Consider the following 16129-nt stretch of genomic DNA (forward strand, 5'->3'; position numbering starts at 1 on the left):
CCTCAGTCCTTGGCCACGGCGCGCAGCCGGTCCACCACGTCGGCCCGCAGATCCGCGGGGTCCAGCACGATCACGTCGGGGCCGAACTCCACCAGCCAGGCGTCCAGGCCGTGTCCGTACGGAATCTCCAACTCGTCCCATCCGTCGCCGAGTTCCCGGACGGCGGTGGCGCGCGAGCGCAGCGGGTAACCGGCGCCGGAGCGCAGCCTGATCCGAGCGCTGCGGGTCGCCGTCTCGCCCGCCCAGGTCTCCACCGTCTCGCGTACGGTCACCACGTCCGGCACGTCGGCGGTGAACGCACCGGGCCTGGCACGGACTTTGCCGGTGATACGGGAGAGCCGGAACACCCGCTCGGCGCCGCGCTCACGGTCCCAGCCCGCGAGATACCAGTGGCCGCGCCAGCACTCCAGCGTCCAGGGTTCGACCTGACGGGCCTCGGGGCGGGCCGCGTTGGCCTTGCGGTAGTCGAAGACGACCGGGCGGCGGTCGCGGCAGGCCAGCATCAGCGGCTCGAACGCGGCCTCGTGCACCGGGATGCGCGGTTCCAGGGCGCCGTGCTGCACGGCGTACGGGTCCTCGGCCTCGGGCATTCCGGCGGCCCGGAGTTTCTGCAGGGCGCCGCTGGCCGCGCCGGCCAGCCGCGCCTGCTGCCAGACCTTGGCGGCCAGTCCGAGCGCCGCGGCCTCCTCGGCGTCGAGTGCGACCGGCGGAAGCCTGTTGCTGTCGCGGCGCGCCAGGTATCCGGCGTCCCCGTCCAGACTCTCGACCGTCTCGATGACCAGGCCGAGTTCACGCAGATCGTCCTTGTCCCGTTCGAACATCCGGTTGAAGGACTCGTCCGACCCCGCTTCCAGATACGCCTCGATGGACCCCCGCAGTTCACGCTTGCTGAGGGGTCGCCTGGTTCCGAGCAGGCACAGCGCCAGATTCATGAGCCGCTCGGCCTTGGCAATCGCCATCGACGCCCTCTCTGGGGTCCGGAAGTGTCCGCCGGGGCGATTCCCCGGGAAGAACGCAGCACGTGGAACGCGGGACGTTCCACGACCGCCGACCGTACCGCTCCCGGGTGCCCGGTCAAAAGCCGAGGGTCCATGCCGGCAGGCATGGACCCTCGGAAACGATCAGTTCCGGTCAGACAGCGACCAGGTCACAGACGAAGATCAGCGTCTCGCCCGGCTTGATACGACCGCCGGCGCCCTGGTCTCCGTACGCGAGGTGCGCGGGGATGGTCAGCTGACGGCGGCCGCCGACCTTCATGCCCTGGACACCCTGGTCCCAGCCGGAGATGACCTGGCCGACGCCGAGCTGGAACTCCAGCGGGGTGCCGCGGTTCCAGCTCGCGTCGAACTCCTCACCGGTGGAGAAGGCCACACCCACGTAGTGGACCTTGACCTTGTCCCCGGCCTTGGCGACGGCGCCGTCGCCCTCCCAGATCTCCTTGATCTCCAGCTCGGCCGGCGGCTCGCCGCCCGGGAAGTCGACCTCGGGCTTGTCGATGCTCACGTAATTGCTCCTACTTCTTGGTACTGGGCAACCGGGACAGTCTTACACTGCCGCCAGAATGTCGACGACGAAGACCAGCGTCGACTTGGCCGGCAGGGTCGTGCCCTGGGCCTTGTCGCCGTACGCCAGCGACGGCGGGATCACCAGCAGGACCCGGCTGCCGACCTTCTTGCCGACGATTCCCTGGTCCCAGCCCTTGATGACGGCGCCCTCACCGATGGCCGTCTGGAACGGCGTGCCGCTCTTCCAGGACGAGTCGAACAGGGTCGCGGTGGACTTGCCCTCGTTGGGCTTCCAGGCAGCACCGCTGTACTGCATGTAGACGGTCTGGCCCTTCTTGACCGTGGCGCCCTTGCCCTGGATCAGCTCCTTGTCGACCAGCTTCGTCGGCGGGTCGCTCTTCGGTACGGAGATGGTGGCGGGCGCTTCCTTGTCCGCCTTGACCTGGGGCAGGTCGGAGGAGGTGGGGGCCTGGGTGCCCTCGACCTTCTTCGGGATCACCTTCTTGATGTCCAGCGCGAAGACCAGGGTGTCCTTGCCGGTGACACCGAGCTGCTGCTGACCCTGGCTGCCGAAGGCCGCGCTGGGCGGAGCGACGACCAGGACCCGGCTGCCGATCTTCTGGCCGGTGACGGCGTCGGCGAAGGCCGGGATGATCGTCTTGGAACCGGCGGTGATGAGCTGCGGGGCGCCGCCCTTGTCGAACGAGCTGCCGATGTCCTTGCCGCTCTTCCAGACCTTGCCGGTGAAGTCGGCCATCACCAGGTCGTTCTTCTTGACCACGGCGCCACTGCCTTCGGAGACAGTGTGGATGACGAACTTGCCGCTCGGGTCCTTCTTGGGGACCGTGATGGTCGCCTTCTTGCCCGCGCCGCCCGAGACCGTCGGCAGGGGGGACGCCGAATCGACCGGCTTGGGCACGGCCGTGGCCGCGGACTGGTCTGGCGGTGAGGACGAGTCATCCGTCTTCTTGGAGGACCCACCTCCGCAGGCGGTCAGTACCAGGGCCGGCACGATGAGCAAGGCAGCAAAACGGCGTCGCACAGTGGTCCTCGGGGTAGTGGGGGTGTCAGTGGCCGCCACTCTACGACTCCGCGTCCCCCATGTGGGCTCACGGCATGCGCGAGGGCCCCGTGCACTGATGTGTACGGGGCCCTCGCGCGACCGGGGTGAGGACGGTCACATCCCGGCGATCAGCTTCTCCACCCTGTCGTCGACCGACCGGAAGGGGTCCTTGCAGAGCACGGTGCGCTGCGCCTGGTCGTTGAGCTTGAGATGGACCCAGTCGACGGTGAAGTCCCTGCGCTGCTCCTGGGCACGGCGGATGAAGTCCCCGCGCAGCCGCGCCCGAGTGGTCTGCGGGGGCACCGACTTGCCCTCGAAGATCTTCAGGTCCTCACAGATGCGCGCGGCCTGTCCGCGCTTCTCCAGCAGGTAGTACAGCCCGCGCCTGCGGTGGATGTCGTGGTAGGCGAGGTCTATCTGAGCGACCCTCGGATTCGACATGGTCATGTTGTGCTTGTCCCGGTACCGCTCGATGAGCTTGTACTTCATCACCCAGTCGATCTCGGTGCCGATCCTGTCGAGGTCCTCCTCCTCGATCGCGTCGAGCGTGCGGCCCCAGAGCTCCAGGACCTGCTCGACCTGGCCCGTACGGATGCCGCGGCGGTCCACGAAGTCCACGGCCTTCTCGTAGTACTCGCGCTGGACTTCGAGCGCCGAGGCCTCCCGCCCGCTGGCGAGGCGCACCTTGCGCTGGCCCGTGGTGTCGTGGCTGACCTCGCGGATGGCCCTGATCGGGTTCTCCAGGGTCAGATCACGCATCACCGTGCCCGCCTCGATCATGCGCAGGACGAGGTCGGTCGCGCCGACCTTCAGCAGCATGGTCGTCTCGGACATGTTCGAGTCACCGACGATGACGTGCAGCCTGCGGTAGCGCTCGGCGTCCGCGTGCGGCTCGTCACGGGTGTTGATGATGGGACGGGAACGGGTGGTCGCGGAACTGACGCCCTCCCAGATGTGCTCCGCCCGCTGGCTCACGCAGAAAACCGCTCCGCGCGGTGTCTGCAACACCTTTCCGGCGCCGCAGAGCAATTGGCGGGTGACGAGGAAGGGGATGAGAATGTCCGCGAGCCGCGAGAACTCCCCATGGCGGGCGACGAGATAGTTCTCGTGGCAGCCGTAGGAGTTTCCCGCCGAGTCGGTGTTGTTCTTGAAGAGATAGACGTCGCCCGCGATTCCCTCCTCGTGCAGGCGGCGTTCGGCGTCGACGAGCAGGCCTTCGAGAATGCGCTCGCCCGCCTTGTCGTGTGTGACCAGTTCAGCCACGTTGTCGCATTCGGGAGTTGCGTATTCCGGATGCGATCCCACGTCGAGGTAGAGGCGGGCGCCGTTCCGCAGAAAGACGTTGCTGCTGCGGCCCCATGACACAACACGGCGGAAGAGGTAGCGCGCCACTTCGTCAGGTGACAGTCGGCGCTGTCCCCTGAATGTGCACGTGACGCCGTACTCGTTCTCCAGCCCGAAAATGCGGCGGTCCATGACTGAACATTACGCCTGATGGCCTGTCCTGAAACCGGGTTCGACGGCCCCGTTCCGATCATTTTCGGAACCGGCCACGACGGAGCCGGTACCGCCGGGAGCTGCGAGGACCCGCTGAGTGGCCAGCAGGACGAGCAGCGCGGCGATCCCGCCGCCTCCCGCGGCGGCGAACCCGGCGGGCGCGCCGCCCGCCTCGACGGCCGGTCCTGCGACAGCCGTACCCAGCGCGGCGCCGACGCCGAAGGTCGTCACCAGCCAGGAGAACGCCTCGGTGACCGTGCCGCGCGGGGCATGCCGGTCGACGACGATGAAGGCGCAGGCGATGGCGGGAGCCAGGAAGACACCGGCCACCGTCATCAGTACGGACATCGCGGTCACCCCGGGCACCAGCATCAGGGGCAGATAACAGAGCGCCAGTGCCCCGACGATGACGCGCAGCCGCTTCTCCGCGGCGCCCGGCCACTGCCGCGCGCCGTACAGCAGCCCGCCGAAGAGGGCGCCGAGTCCGATCGCCGCCATCAGCACGCCGTACGCCGTGTCGCCGCCGTGCCCGTCGGAGTAGGCGATCGCGGCCACCGTGATCGAGCCCAGCGCCAGGCCGACGAAGAAGAACGCCCCGAGGAGTGCGAGCAGCCCGGGCGAGCGCAGGGCGCCCAGCCAGTGGGCCTCGCGGGGCGCGGAGCGCCAGGTGCGCGAGGGCTCCGACACGACGACGGAGAGCGCCCCGAGCACCCCGAGGGCGTTGACCGCCACCAGCGCGGTCGCCGCCGACCACAGCGAGACCGCCAGGGTGATCAGCAGCGGGCCGACCGTGAACATCACCTCCTGGGCCACCGCGTCCATCGCGTACGCGGCGTGCACCCGGTCCTCACGCTTCAGGACACTGGGCCACAGGGCACGCAGCCCGCCCTCCAGGGGTGGTGTGAAGAGCCCGGCGACCAGCATCGCGATGACGGCGAGCGCGAGCGGACCGGTGCCGACGACGGCGAAGAGCACCATGCCCAGGGCCGACACCAGCGCCGACGGCAGCATCACCCGGGGCTGTCCGTACAGGTCGACGGCGCGGCCGAGCAGCGGCTGGCCGACCGCGGTGGCCAGCCCGTAGACGGCGGAGAGCGCCCCCGCGAGCGAGTAGCTGCCGCCTTCGGCGCGGACGAAGAGCACTACGGCGATGGCGGCTGTCGCGTTCGGCAGCCGGCCGACGAGGGTGCCGGTGAGCAGCCGCGTCACATGCCTGGTGCCGAAGAGTTCCGCGTATCCCGCGGCCATGTCCGCCCCTTGTCTCCCGGCCGCGACCGGAGTGTTACGTATAACGTCTGGGCTCATACGTACCATGTGCGCAGACCGCTAGTCCAGATGACCGCGGCCGGGAGCAGGCCGGACGGAGGCCCGAGTGGACGCCCGAGCGACGAGCCCGGAACCAGTGGTTCCGGCCCGCCCCACCAGCCGTGACGTGGCCCGCGCCGCAGGTGTCTCGCAGGCCACCGTCTCGCTGGTCCTCGGCGACAAGTGGCGCGGACGGGTCTCCGAGCGCACGGCGGGGCTGGTCCGCGACGCGGCCGGGCAGCTGGGGTACCGGCCGAATCTCGCCGCCCGCGATCTGCGTCTGGGCAGCACCCGGACCGTGCTGCTGGTCGTCCCCGCGCTGACCACCGAGTTCTTCGCCCGCGTCTACACGGGCGCCGCGGCGACAGCGGCCGAGCACGGCTTCGGGGTGGTGCTCTACCCCTCCCCCGACGGCGTGGGGCCGGCCCGGGATCCCTTCGGCTCGGCGCGGACCGCGCTGGACGGGGTCATCGCCTCGTCGATGGCTGTCGGCGCGCTCGCCGCGATCCAGGAGTCCGGTCTGCCGCTGGTCATGCTGGACAGCGATCCGGACCAGTCGGGGGCCGCGGCCCATGTGAATCTGGATATCGCGGACGGGATGCGCCAGGTGACGGACCATCTGCTCGCGCTGGGCCACCGCAGATTCGTCCATCTCGCACCGGCGGTCGACTCCTGGACCTTCGACGTCCGGGCCGCCGCCCTGCGGTCGGCTCTGCGGGGCGCGGAAGTCCGCACCGTCACGGCCCCGCTGGCGGTGGATGCCGCGCGGCAGGCGGCGGAGGACGCGCTCACCGGCCCCGGTCCCCGGCCGACCGCGGTCATCTGCGACGACGACATCCTGGCCGCGGGCGCCTGCAAGGCGGCGCGGCGGCTGGGGCTGCGGGTGCCGGAGGATCTCTCCGTCACCGGTTTCGACGATCTGGCGCTCGCGACCGCGATCGAACCGGAGCTGACGACGGTGGCCCTGCCCGCGGAGCAGATCGGCCGGCGCGGCATGGCGGCCCTGCTCGCCGTGCTCGACGGCCGCAGGCCCGAGGGCGGCGATCTGCCGGTGGACCTTCTCGTACGCGGCTCGACGGCCCGGGCACCGGCACCGGCGCAGGGCTGAGGACCGGGCAACCGGGACTTGCGGGTGCGAGCCTGCGGAAGCCGGCTCGTGGGCGCCGGCTCACGGGCGTCGGCTCACGGGCGTCGGCTCGTGGGCGCTCTGGCAGCGGGATCTCTGCCAGTGGGCGCTCTGCCTTGTGCGATCTCTGCTCGCGGGCGCTCTGCGGAGCCACATACGCGTGCCCCGGACCGCACAGGCGGACCGGGGCACAGGCGTAACCGGGCGGCAGCCGGAGCTACTCGTCCTCGTCCGACGGCGCATCCGTCTCGGCGGTCGCGGCGTCGTCCGCATCGAGCAGCCTGGCCAGCTGACGGCCGACGATGCGCTTGAACTTGCGCTGCTGCGGCCGGGTCCGGTCCAGCACCGCCACTTCGAGGCGCTCGGCGGGGATCTCCCGCTCGCCTCCGTTGGTGTCGCGGGACAGCGCCTGCACGGCCAGCTTGAGCGCCTCCGCGAGGGTCATCCCCTCGCGGTGCTGCTGGTCCAGGAAGGTGCTGATCGTCTCGGCGTTGCCGCCGACCGCGACCGAGCCGTGCTCATCCACGATCGATCCGTCGTGCGGCAGCCGGTAGATCTGGTCGCCGTCGGGCTCGGACCCGACCTCGGCGACCACCAGTTCCACCTCGTACGGCTTCTCGGCCGCGCTGGAGAAGATCGTGCCCAGCGTCTGCGCGTACACATTCGCCAGACCGCGGGCCGTCACGTCGTCGCGGTCGTAGGTGTAGCCCCGCAGATCCGCGTAGCGCACACCGCCGATCCGCAGATTCTCGTACTCGTTGTACTTGCCGGCGGCCGCGAAGCCGATCCGGTCGTAGATCTCGCTGAACTTGTGCAGCGCACGGGACGGGTTCTCGCCGACGAAGACGATGCCGTCGGCGTACTGCAGCACGACCAGGCTGCGACCACGGGCGATGCCCTTCCGGGCGTATTCCGCCCGGTCGGCCATGGCCTGCTGAGGTGAGACATAGAACGGCGTCGACACCGGCTATCCGTCCCTTTCTGTCAGTGACGAGTGCATCGGAAGGGCCTCAGAGCAGCTCGGCGCGCGGGCCGTCGGGCTGTTCGAGACGCCGCGCCAGGATCGAACGGGCGAGCTCGGAGCCCTCCTCATCGGTCAGCCTGCGGCAGCCCTCGTCGGTGATGACCGTGACGATCGGATAGATCCGGCGGGCCACGTCGGGCCCCCCGGTCGCCGAGTCGTCGTCGGCCGCGTCGTACAGCGCCTGTACGACCAGGGTGGTGGCCTGCTGCTCCGTCAGGTCGTCGCGGTAGAGCTTCTTCATGGAGCCGCGCGCGAAGATCGAGCCGGAGCCCGTGGAGGCGTAGCCGCGCTCCTCGGAGCGGCCGCCCGTGACGTCGTAGGAGAAGATCCGGCCCTCCTCGCGGTCGACGTCGTACCCGGCGAAGAGCGGCACCACGGCGAGGCCCTGCATCGCCATGGAGAGATTGCCCCGGATCATGGTGGAGAGCCGGTTGGCCTTGCCCTCCAGGGAGAGGGTGGCGCCCTCGACCTTCTCGAAGTGCTCCAGTTCGAGCTGGAACAGCTTGACCATTTCGACGGCGAGACCGGCCGTACCCGCGATCCCGACCGCCGAGTACTCGTCGGCCGGGAAGACCTTTTCGATGTCGCGCTGAGCGATCATGTTCCCCATGGTCGCGCGCCGGTCTCCGGCGAGGACGACCCCGCCGGGGAAGGTCGCGGCGACGATGGTCGTCCCGTGCGGCGCCTCGACCGGCCCCTGGGTGGGCGGCAACGGCCGCCTGCCCGGCAGGATTTCCGGCGAGTGGTCGGACAGGAAGTCCATGAACGAGGAGGACCCCGGCGTCAGGAAAGCGGCCGGCAGACGCCCGGTGCTACGAGGGTTGGCTTCCACGCGTTTCCTTCCGGATGGGCGGCGGCCCGCCTTCTGGAGGCCGGGCCGATCTTGCGGACTGTGAACGGACCTTACCCGCGCCCGCGCCGGTCATCCGCCCCGGTACGAACGGCTTGCGCCGGCCGCACCGGCCACGGACAACAGGGTCTACTCGCCACCCTTTTGAACAAATGACCGAACGAAGTCCTCGGCGTTCTCCTCAAGCACGTCGTCGATCTCGTCCAGAACGGAGTCGACGTCGTCCGAGAGCTTCTCCTGGCGCTCCTTGAGGTCCTCGGAGCCCTGCGCCTCAGGCGCCTGCTCCTCGGTCTCCTCGGTGGAGCGCGTCGCCTTCTGCTGCCCGCCGCCGGTGTCCTTGGTCGCCATCTACCTCACCCCGCTCGGTTCGATGTTGTTGAAGCTGAAACGGACTGGAACTGACTGGAGCTGACTGGAACGAACGGATCGGCCCGCCCCGGTCAGAAGCATGATCGGATCCGCTTGATCAGACACTACAAGCGGGGTCCGACATTGGCCCCGCACTTTCCTCAACGTCCGGGGCCTACCCTGATGATTCCCACCAGCGGGGCTTTTCAGCCGCCCTGCAGCACTCGGACCAGGTCCTCCGCCGTCCGGCACCGGTCCAGCAGCTCCTTGACGTGGTTACGGGTCCCGCGCAGCGGCTCCAGCGTCGGCACCCGTTGCAGCGAGTCATAGCCCGGCAGGTCGAAGATCACGGAGTCCCAGGAGGCCGCGGCGACGTCGTCCGCGTACTGTTCGAGACAGCGGCCCCGGAAATAGGCCCTGGTGTCCTCCGGCGGGTTCGCAGCAGCCCGTACGACCGTCGGCTCGTCCAGCAGCCGCTTCATCTTCCCGCGGGCCACCAGACGGTTGTACAGCCCCTTCTCGGGCCGGACGTCCGCGTACTGCAGGTCCACCAGATGGAGCCTGGCCGCGTCCCAGTCGACACCGTCCCGGCGGCGGTAACCCTCCAGGATCTCCTGCTTCGTGATCCAGTCGAGTTCCCCCGACAGGCTCATCGGGTTGTTCTCCAGCCGGTTCAGCACGTCCTCCCAGCGGCCCAGGATGTCCCTGGTCTGCTCGTCGGCGTCCGCGCCGTACCGCTCCTCGACGTACTTCCGTGCCAGCTCGAAGTACTCCATCTGGAGCTGTACTGCGGTGAGGGTGCGGCCGCTGCGCAGCGTGACCAGCTGCTGGAGGCCGGGGTCGTGCGAGACCTGGTGGAGGGTGCGCACCGGCTGGTCGACCGCGAGGTCCACCTTGATGAACCCGTCCTCGATCATCGCGAGCACCAGCGAGGTCGTGCCCAGTTTGAGGTAGGTCGAGATCTCCGAGAGGTTCGCGTCGCCGATGATCACATGGAGGCGGCGGTACTTCTCGGCGTCCGAGTGCGGTTCGTCGCGGGTGTTGATGATCGGCCGCTTGAGCGTGGTCTCCAGGCCGACCTCGACCTCGAAGTAGTCCGCGCGCTGGCTGATCTGGAAGCCGTGCTCGTGGCCGTCCTGGCCGATCCCGACGCGGCCGGCCCCGGTCACCACCTGGCGGGAGACAAAGAAGGGGGTCAGATGGCGCACGATGTCCGAGAAGGGGGTCTCCCGCTTCATCAGGTAGTTCTCGTGCGTCCCGTACGAGGCGCCCTTGTTGTCGGTGTTGTTCTTGTACAGGTGGATCGGCTGCGCACCCGGGATCTCGGCGGCCCGTTCGGCGGCCTCCGCCATGATCCGCTCGCCCGCCTTGTCCCAGAGCACGGCGTCGCGCGGATTGGTGATTTCCGGGGAGCTGTACTCCGGGTGGGCGTGGTCGACGTAGAGGCGCGCCCCGTTGGTGAGGATCACATTGGCCAGGCCGATGTCCTCGTCGGTCAGCTGGCTGGTGTCCGCGGTCTCCCGGGCGAGGTCGAAGCCTCGCGCGTCCCGCAGCGGATTCTCCTCCTCGAAGTCCCAGCGGGCGCGGCGCGCCCGGTGCATCGCCGCCGCGTAGGCGTTGACGATCTGGGACGAGGTGAGCATGGCATTGGCGTTCGGGTGGCCCGGAACAGAGATGCCGTACTCCGTCTCGATGCCCATTACCCGCCGTACGGTCATGCGGCCCTCCTTGCCCGGCAGCGCCCCTCGCGGGAACGTCGCTCAAGTACCGCTGCTTCTCCGGTGCGTGTGCGGTTGCCCTTCCCCGCACTGCGCGACTCGGTGATACCGAAGAGCGTAGAACGCCATTGCGCCGCTGGGGAGATCATTACAGGCATTGCTGTCCTTGCGGCCGAAGGCCGGAAAACACGGCGGCTGCGGGTGCCCGCCGGGGGACCCGCAGCCGCCCTGTCTTTTACAGGTACTGACCGGTGTTCGCCACCGTGTCGATGGAGCGCCCGGTGTCCGCGCCCTGCTTTCCGGTGACAAGGGTGCGGATGAATACGATCCGCTCGCCCTTCTTGCCGGAGATACGGGCCCAGTCGTCGGGGTTGGTGGTGTTCGGCAGGTCCTCGTTCTCCTTGAACTCATCCACACATGCCTGGAGGAGATGGGAGACCCGCAGACCCTTCTGTCCCTGGTCGAGGAAGGCCTTGATGGCCATCTTCTTGGCCCGGTCGACGATGTTCTGGATCATCGCGCCGGAGTTGAAGTCCTTGAAGTAGAGGACTTCCTTGTCGCCGTTGGCGTACGTGACTTCGAGGAAGCGGTTCTCCTCGGACTCCGTGTACATCCGCTCCACGACGGACTGGATCATGGCGCTGACCGTGACATCGGGGTTCTCCCGGTGTTCGGCCAGGTCGTCCGTGTGCAGCGGCAGCGACGACCGCAGGTACTTGGCGAAGATATCCTTCGCCGCCTCCGCGTCCGGACGCTCGATCTTGATCTTGACGTCGAGCCGGCCCGGCCGCAGGATCGCCGGGTCGATCATGTCCTCGCGGTTGGAGGCGCCGATGACGATGACGTTCTCCAGGCCCTCCACACCGTCGATCTCGGCGAGCAGCTGCGGGACGATGGTGTTCTCCACGTCCGAGCTGACGCCTGATCCACGGGTGCGGAAGAGGGATTCCATCTCGTCGAAGAAGACGATGACAGGGGTGCCCTCGCTCGCCTTCTCCCGGGCACGCTGGAAGACCAGGCGGATGTGCCGCTCGGTCTCACCGACGTACTTGTTGAGGAGTTCGGGGCCCTTGATGTTGAGGAAGTAGCTCTTCCCCGCGGGCTGGCCGGTGACCTCGGCGACTTTCTTGGCAAGGGAGTTGGCGACGGCCTTGGCAATGAGAGTCTTGCCGCAGCCGGGCGGACCGTAGAGCAGGATGCCCTTCGGCGGCCGCAGCTCGTGCTCCTTGAAGAGGTCGGGGTGGAGGTACGGAAGCTCGACCGCGTCGCGGATCAGCTCGATCTGGTCGCCCAGGCCGCCGATCTTGTCGTAGTCGATGTCCGGGACCTCTTCGAGGACGAGCTCCTCGACCTCGCTCTTCGGCACGACTTCATAGACGTAACCGGACCTGGAGTCGAGCAGCAGGGCGTCGCCGGGGCGGATGGTGATGTCCAGCAGCGGCTCGGCGAGCCGCACCACCCGTTCCTCGTCGGTGTGCCCGATCACCAGGGCGCGCTCGCCGTCCTCAAGGATCTCCTTGAGGGTGACGATGTCCCCGGCGCGCTCGAATTCCATGGCCTCGACCACGTTGAGCGCTTCGTTGAGCATGACTTCCTGGCCGCGCCTGAGCTCTTCGAGCTCGACGCTGGGACTCACGTTCACCCGGAGCTTGCGGCCCCCGGTGAAGATGTCGCAGGTCCCGTCCTCATTGGCCTGCAGGAAGACACCGAAGCCGGCCGGCGGCTGTGCGAGCCGGTCGACCTCCTCCTTGAGGGCCACGATCTGGTCGCGGGCCTCACGGAGTGTATTGGCGAGCCGCTCGTTCTGCGCGGACACGCCTGCCAGGTTGGTCTGCAGCTCGACGATCCGCTCTTCGAGAATCCTCGTATGACGCGGAGAGTCGGCGAGCTTGCGGCGCAGGACGGCGATTTCCTGCTCGAGATAGGCAACCTGGCCGGCGGGGTCCTCGGACCCTCGCGCGGGCCGGGTGCCGCGGTTGATGTCGTCGTCGTGGGCTGCCACGGTCCTCACCTCCTCCAAGGGGAGCTGGACGCTTCCTGACCCTACCTGGGCGGCTGGTGATTGAAACCCCTAGATCACAAAGACCGTCGGGGTGTGTCTGATCTTCACCCTTGCGTACTCCCTCACGCCTTGGGAATACCCACCCAACAACATCGGAAAGCGGCCGGTTGTATCGTCGAAGTGTTCAACACCCGTCAGGGCTGGCTTCAATTGGTTCAACCGCGCAGGAACGGCAGGAGAAATGACCGTGCAGGACGAGGCTCCCACCAGCGACGGCGCCCAGGCGCTGGAGGTCTGGATCGACCAGGATCTCTGCACCGGGGACGGCATCTGCGCCCAGTACGCGCCCGAGGTGTTCGAGCTGGACATCGACGGGCTGGCCTATGTGAAGAGCGCCGACGACGAGCTGCTCCAGGCCGTCGGCGCCACAACGCCCGTGCCGCTGCCGCTCCTCCAGGACGTGGTGGACTCGGCCAAGGAGTGTCCGGGCGACTGCATCCATGTACGTCGCGTTTCGGACAGCGTCGAGGTCTACGGGCCCGCTGCCGAGTAGGTCATCGCGCGCGCCGCATCCTCAGGTACGCCACGTACACGCCGTCGGCATACGCCCGCCGCCGGGCCCACCGCCGTCAGACGCTCCGCGCCTGGGAGGGCGCCGAGCGTACGAACTCGCCGCCCTGCCAGCGCCACTTGGCCTGCTGCCGCACGTCCGGATTCGAGCGCGGCACATCGGGCGAGGAGTAGCCGAGGAGCGTCGCGGTCACCGCGCCGTCCCGCACGGCGAGCGCGCCCACGGTCTGCTGCTCGGCCGGGCTGATCAGTGTCGCGACGATCCGGGGCGGGCCGTCACCGGTCCCCGGCCGGGTGAGCACGTAGATCCCGCTGGGGGGTGTGCCCGATCCGGCGTCGCAGCGCACCGCGGCCACCGTTTCGGAGCTGCCGTCCCCGTCGAGGTCGCCGGACGCCTTCCCGGTGACGGTGGTCCCCGCCCCTCCGCACTTCAGCGGGAAGGTCACGGCCGCCGGGTTCGGCGCGGCCGTGTGCGTGCGGGCCGGTCTGCCGCCGGGCTGGGACGCGGTGGCCGGATCGGGCGTGAGGACGCCCGCCAGTGCGACGACGCCGGCCATCGCGGTGGCCGTGGCGAGCCAGTGGACCGGACTGGTCCTGTTGTGCGCGAGGTCCGGGAGTACGAGGTCCGGGAGCGCGGAGGGCTGCACGCGAGAGGTCTCCTGTGGGGCAGTGCCGGAGGGGGTGGCCAGAATAGTGCCACACGTCACAGGGGATCGGAACGCCGGGGTCCGTAAGGTCAACGTAAAGAAGCCGTCGCGCAGTTCCCCGGTGTGCTCGGGGAACTACGCGGCGGCGCCGGTGCGTTGTCCGGGTCAGACGATCTCGTCGGAACCGGTCGATTCGCTCTCGGCCGAGTCGCTCTCGACTGCGGCCTTCGGCTGGGCGGTGCTCTTTCCGGGACCGCTGTAGTCCTCGCCGTACGCGCCCTTGGACGGCCGGCGGCGGCGCAGCGGGGCCTCCACACCGTCGGCGAGACGGCGGGCGGTGACGAGGAAGCCGGTGTGGCCGATCATCCGGTGGTCCGGGCGGACGGCCAGCCCCTCGACGTGCCAGTTGCGGACCATGGACTCCCAGGGCTGCGGCTCGGCGAAGCAGCCGATCTCCCTGATCGACTCGACGGTGCGCGAGAGCTGGGTGGTGGTGGCCACGTAGCAGCAGAGGATGCCGCCGGGGACGAGCGCCTTGGAGACGGCGTCCAGGCACTCCCAGGGGGCGAGCATGTCCAGCACCACACGGTCGACGTCCGTGTCGGAGAGGTTGTCCTGGAGGTCACCGACGGTGAGCTGCCAGGCGGGGTGCGGACCGCCGAAGTAGCGCTCCACGTTCTGCGTGGCGATCTCCGCGAAGTCCTCGCGGCGCTCGTACGAGTGCAGCATCCCCTGCTCGCCGATGGCACGCAGCAGGAAGCTGCTGAGCGCGCCGGACCCCACACCCGCCTCGACGACGCGTGCGCCGGGGAAGATGTCCCCGAAGGCCAGGATCTGGCCCGCGTCCTTGGGGTAGACCACGGCGGCGCCGCGGGGCATGGACAGGACGAAATCGGGGAGCAGGGGGCGCAGCGCGAGGTAGGCGACGTTTCCCGTGGTACGGACAACACTGCCCTCGGGAGCACCGATCAGCTCGTCGTGCGGGAAAGAACCCTTGTGGGTGTGGAAGTTCTTCCCGGCTTCGAGCGTGAAGGTGTAGTGGCGTCCCTTGGGGTCGGTGAGCTGGACCTGGTCCCCGACTTTGAAGGGCCCACGTCGGCGGGCGGCACCGGTCGGTTCGGACATACGAGCAGACTACCGGCCTCAGGAACCGGGTCGCGCCATCGCCTGGACGAATGCCCGTTCGACGTCGGCGGTGGAGAGGACTCCGTAGATCGCGCCGGTCTCCTCGACCACCAGGTACTCGGTGGCCGGACTGGCCCGCAGCTTGTCGAGGAGCGCCTCGCCCGCCAGCTCGGCCGGCACCCGCATCCCCTCGGTGAGGTCCTGGGCGAGTCCGCTGACCGCGACCCAGGGGCGCCGGTGCTCCGGCACTCCGACGATGGCCGCTTCCCTGACCAGGGCGGTCGGGTCGCCCTGGCTGTCCACGACGACCAGTGCGCGGGCACCGGCGTCATTGGCCCTGCGCAGCGCCTCGGAGAGCGGTGTCGTCGTCTCCACGGGGACGGCGCGCCGGGTGAGCGTACGGGCGCGGAGTTCGGGGAGGTGTTCGCGGAGCCTGGCCATCCGCAGGCTGTTGCCCGCGCCGGTCCAGATGATCGCGGCGAGGATCGCGGCGAGCAGTGCGTCCATGACCGTCTCCATGCCGCCCACGTCGGCGTCGGAGCCGGTGTGGGTGAGCAGCGGGAGGCCGATCAGGACCGAGACGGCGAGCAGGCGGCCGAACCAGGCGGCGGCGATGGTGCCGCTCATCGGCTTGCCGGTGATCTTCCAGACGACCGCGCGGAGCATCCGGCCGCCGTCCAGCGGAAGCCCGGGCAGCAGGTTGAAGACCGCCACGATGAGGTTGGAGATCATCAGGCCGGCCAGCAGCACTCCGGGGACCGTACCGGGCTCCACCGCCTTCATCCCGAGGTAGAAGAGGCCGGAGAGGATCAGCGAGAGCAGCGGTCCGACGAAGGCCAGGATGAACTCGCGTCCCGGGGTGTCGGATTCCTTCTCGATCTCCGAGACACCGCCGAAGAACTGGAGCTGGATGCGGCGCACCGGCAGCTTGAACCGCAGTGCGGCGACGGTGTGGGCCAGTTCGTGGACCAGTACGGAGGCGTAGAAGGCGACCGCGAAGAAGAGGGAGACCAGATACCGGACGTTGCCCAGTTCGGGGAGGATCCGGTCGAGCTGGCCGCCGAAGACCCAGGTGATGAGGGCTGCCACCAGGAACCAGCTGGGGGCGACGTACACCGGGACTCCGAAGGGGCGGCCCATCAGGATGCCGCCGCCCGGTGCGTCCCGGCGGCGCTGCGGTTTGCCGCCGTCGGGCGCGGGGCCGGGCCCCGACCCGTCCGCGCCGGGCTGCGGGCGCCCGCTGTCGCCGCTCTCGTCCACGGTGTCCCTTCATGTCGTTCATGTCGTTCATGTCGTTCGAATGCGTTCCTCCGCACCGTCGCCGGTCCAGACACCGCTTTCCACGGTGT

General features: G+C 69.0%; 15 protein-coding genes. 2 read left to right on the forward strand and 13 right to left on the reverse strand.

Annotated features, from left to right (window positions below; translation table 11 throughout):
* Positions 1 to 2 precede the first annotated feature (2 nt).
* From OHB13_RS05745 to OHB13_RS05765, 5 genes are all read right to left on the reverse strand, one after another.
* Entirely contained in the window at positions 3 to 959 is a 957-nt protein-coding gene (locus OHB13_RS05745; protein WP_266858719.1) for a helix-turn-helix transcriptional regulator, read from the reverse strand.
* Positions 960 to 1131: 172 nt separating this feature from the next.
* A complete protein-coding gene (locus OHB13_RS05750; protein WP_266858717.1) occupies positions 1132 to 1503 on the reverse strand; it encodes an FKBP-type peptidyl-prolyl cis-trans isomerase in 372 nt (123 codons plus the stop codon).
* A gap of 42 nt (positions 1504 to 1545) precedes the next feature.
* Complete coding sequence (locus tag OHB13_RS05755) at positions 1546 to 2547, reverse strand: FKBP-type peptidyl-prolyl cis-trans isomerase (protein WP_266858715.1); 1002 nt, start codon at positions 2545 to 2547, stop codon at positions 1546 to 1548.
* Between the two features lie 135 nt (positions 2548 to 2682).
* Complete coding sequence (gene pafA / locus OHB13_RS05760) at positions 2683 to 4044, reverse strand: Pup--protein ligase (RefSeq protein WP_266858713.1); 1362 nt, start codon at positions 4042 to 4044, stop codon at positions 2683 to 2685.
* Between the two features lie 9 nt (positions 4045 to 4053).
* A complete protein-coding gene (locus OHB13_RS05765; RefSeq protein WP_328376053.1) occupies positions 4054 to 5313 on the reverse strand; it encodes an MFS transporter in 1260 nt (419 codons plus the stop codon).
* A gap of 124 nt (positions 5314 to 5437) precedes the next feature.
* On the opposite strand from OHB13_RS05765, the gene OHB13_RS05770 reads away from it, so the two are divergent.
* The gene (locus OHB13_RS05770; RefSeq protein ID WP_328376055.1) at positions 5438 to 6478 is read left to right on the forward strand and encodes a LacI family DNA-binding transcriptional regulator; all 1041 of its coding nucleotides are present in this window, start codon (positions 5438 to 5440) and stop codon (positions 6476 to 6478) included.
* 235 nt (positions 6479 to 6713) lie between these two features.
* Here the strand turns inward: OHB13_RS05770 and prcA are convergent, their stop codons facing one another.
* The 5 genes from prcA to arc all read right to left on the reverse strand — a co-directional run bounded on the left by prcA (position 6714) and on the right by arc (position 12438).
* Positions 6714 to 7460 carry a proteasome subunit alpha gene (gene prcA, locus OHB13_RS05775; RefSeq protein ID WP_266858707.1) on the reverse strand — a complete coding sequence of 249 codons (747 nt, stop codon included), beginning with the start codon at positions 7458 to 7460 and terminating at the stop codon, positions 6714 to 6716.
* A gap of 46 nt (positions 7461 to 7506) precedes the next feature.
* Entirely contained in the window at positions 7507 to 8352 is an 846-nt protein-coding gene (gene prcB / locus OHB13_RS05780; RefSeq protein ID WP_266858704.1) for a proteasome subunit beta, read from the reverse strand.
* 147 nt (positions 8353 to 8499) lie between these two features.
* Entirely contained in the window at positions 8500 to 8718 is a 219-nt protein-coding gene (locus OHB13_RS05785; RefSeq protein ID WP_164263898.1) for a ubiquitin-like protein Pup, read from the reverse strand.
* A gap of 206 nt (positions 8719 to 8924) precedes the next feature.
* Entirely contained in the window at positions 8925 to 10436 is a 1512-nt protein-coding gene (dop, locus tag OHB13_RS05790) for a depupylase/deamidase Dop (RefSeq protein WP_328376058.1), read from the reverse strand.
* A gap of 235 nt (positions 10437 to 10671) precedes the next feature.
* Positions 10672 to 12438: a proteasome ATPase gene (gene arc / locus OHB13_RS05795; RefSeq protein ID WP_266858700.1), complete on the reverse strand. Its 1767-nt coding sequence runs from the start codon at positions 12436 to 12438 to the stop codon at positions 10672 to 10674.
* A 241-nt stretch (positions 12439 to 12679) separates the two neighbouring features.
* On the opposite strand from arc, the gene OHB13_RS05800 reads away from it, so the two are divergent.
* Complete coding sequence (locus OHB13_RS05800) at positions 12680 to 12991, forward strand: ferredoxin (protein ID WP_266858698.1); 312 nt, start codon at positions 12680 to 12682, stop codon at positions 12989 to 12991.
* A gap of 76 nt (positions 12992 to 13067) precedes the next feature.
* On the opposite strand, the gene OHB13_RS05805 is transcribed toward OHB13_RS05800, so the two are convergent.
* The 3 genes from OHB13_RS05805 to OHB13_RS05815 form a co-directional block, all read right to left on the reverse strand.
* Positions 13068 to 13655 carry a hypothetical protein gene (locus tag OHB13_RS05805; RefSeq protein WP_328376060.1) on the reverse strand — a complete coding sequence of 196 codons (588 nt, stop codon included), beginning with the start codon at positions 13653 to 13655 and terminating at the stop codon, positions 13068 to 13070.
* A gap of 165 nt (positions 13656 to 13820) precedes the next feature.
* The gene (locus tag OHB13_RS05810) at positions 13821 to 14780 is read right to left on the reverse strand and encodes a tRNA (adenine-N1)-methyltransferase (RefSeq protein WP_328376062.1); all 960 of its coding nucleotides are present in this window, start codon (positions 14778 to 14780) and stop codon (positions 13821 to 13823) included.
* 18 nt (positions 14781 to 14798) lie between these two features.
* A complete protein-coding gene (locus tag OHB13_RS05815; RefSeq protein ID WP_266858692.1) occupies positions 14799 to 16040 on the reverse strand; it encodes a site-2 protease family protein in 1242 nt (413 codons plus the stop codon).
* Positions 16041 to 16129: the final 89 nt, after the last annotated feature.

It is taken from the genome of Streptomyces sp. NBC_00440 (assembly GCF_036014215.1).
In the GTDB taxonomy this organism is placed as follows: domain Bacteria; phylum Actinomycetota; class Actinomycetes; order Streptomycetales; family Streptomycetaceae; genus Streptomyces.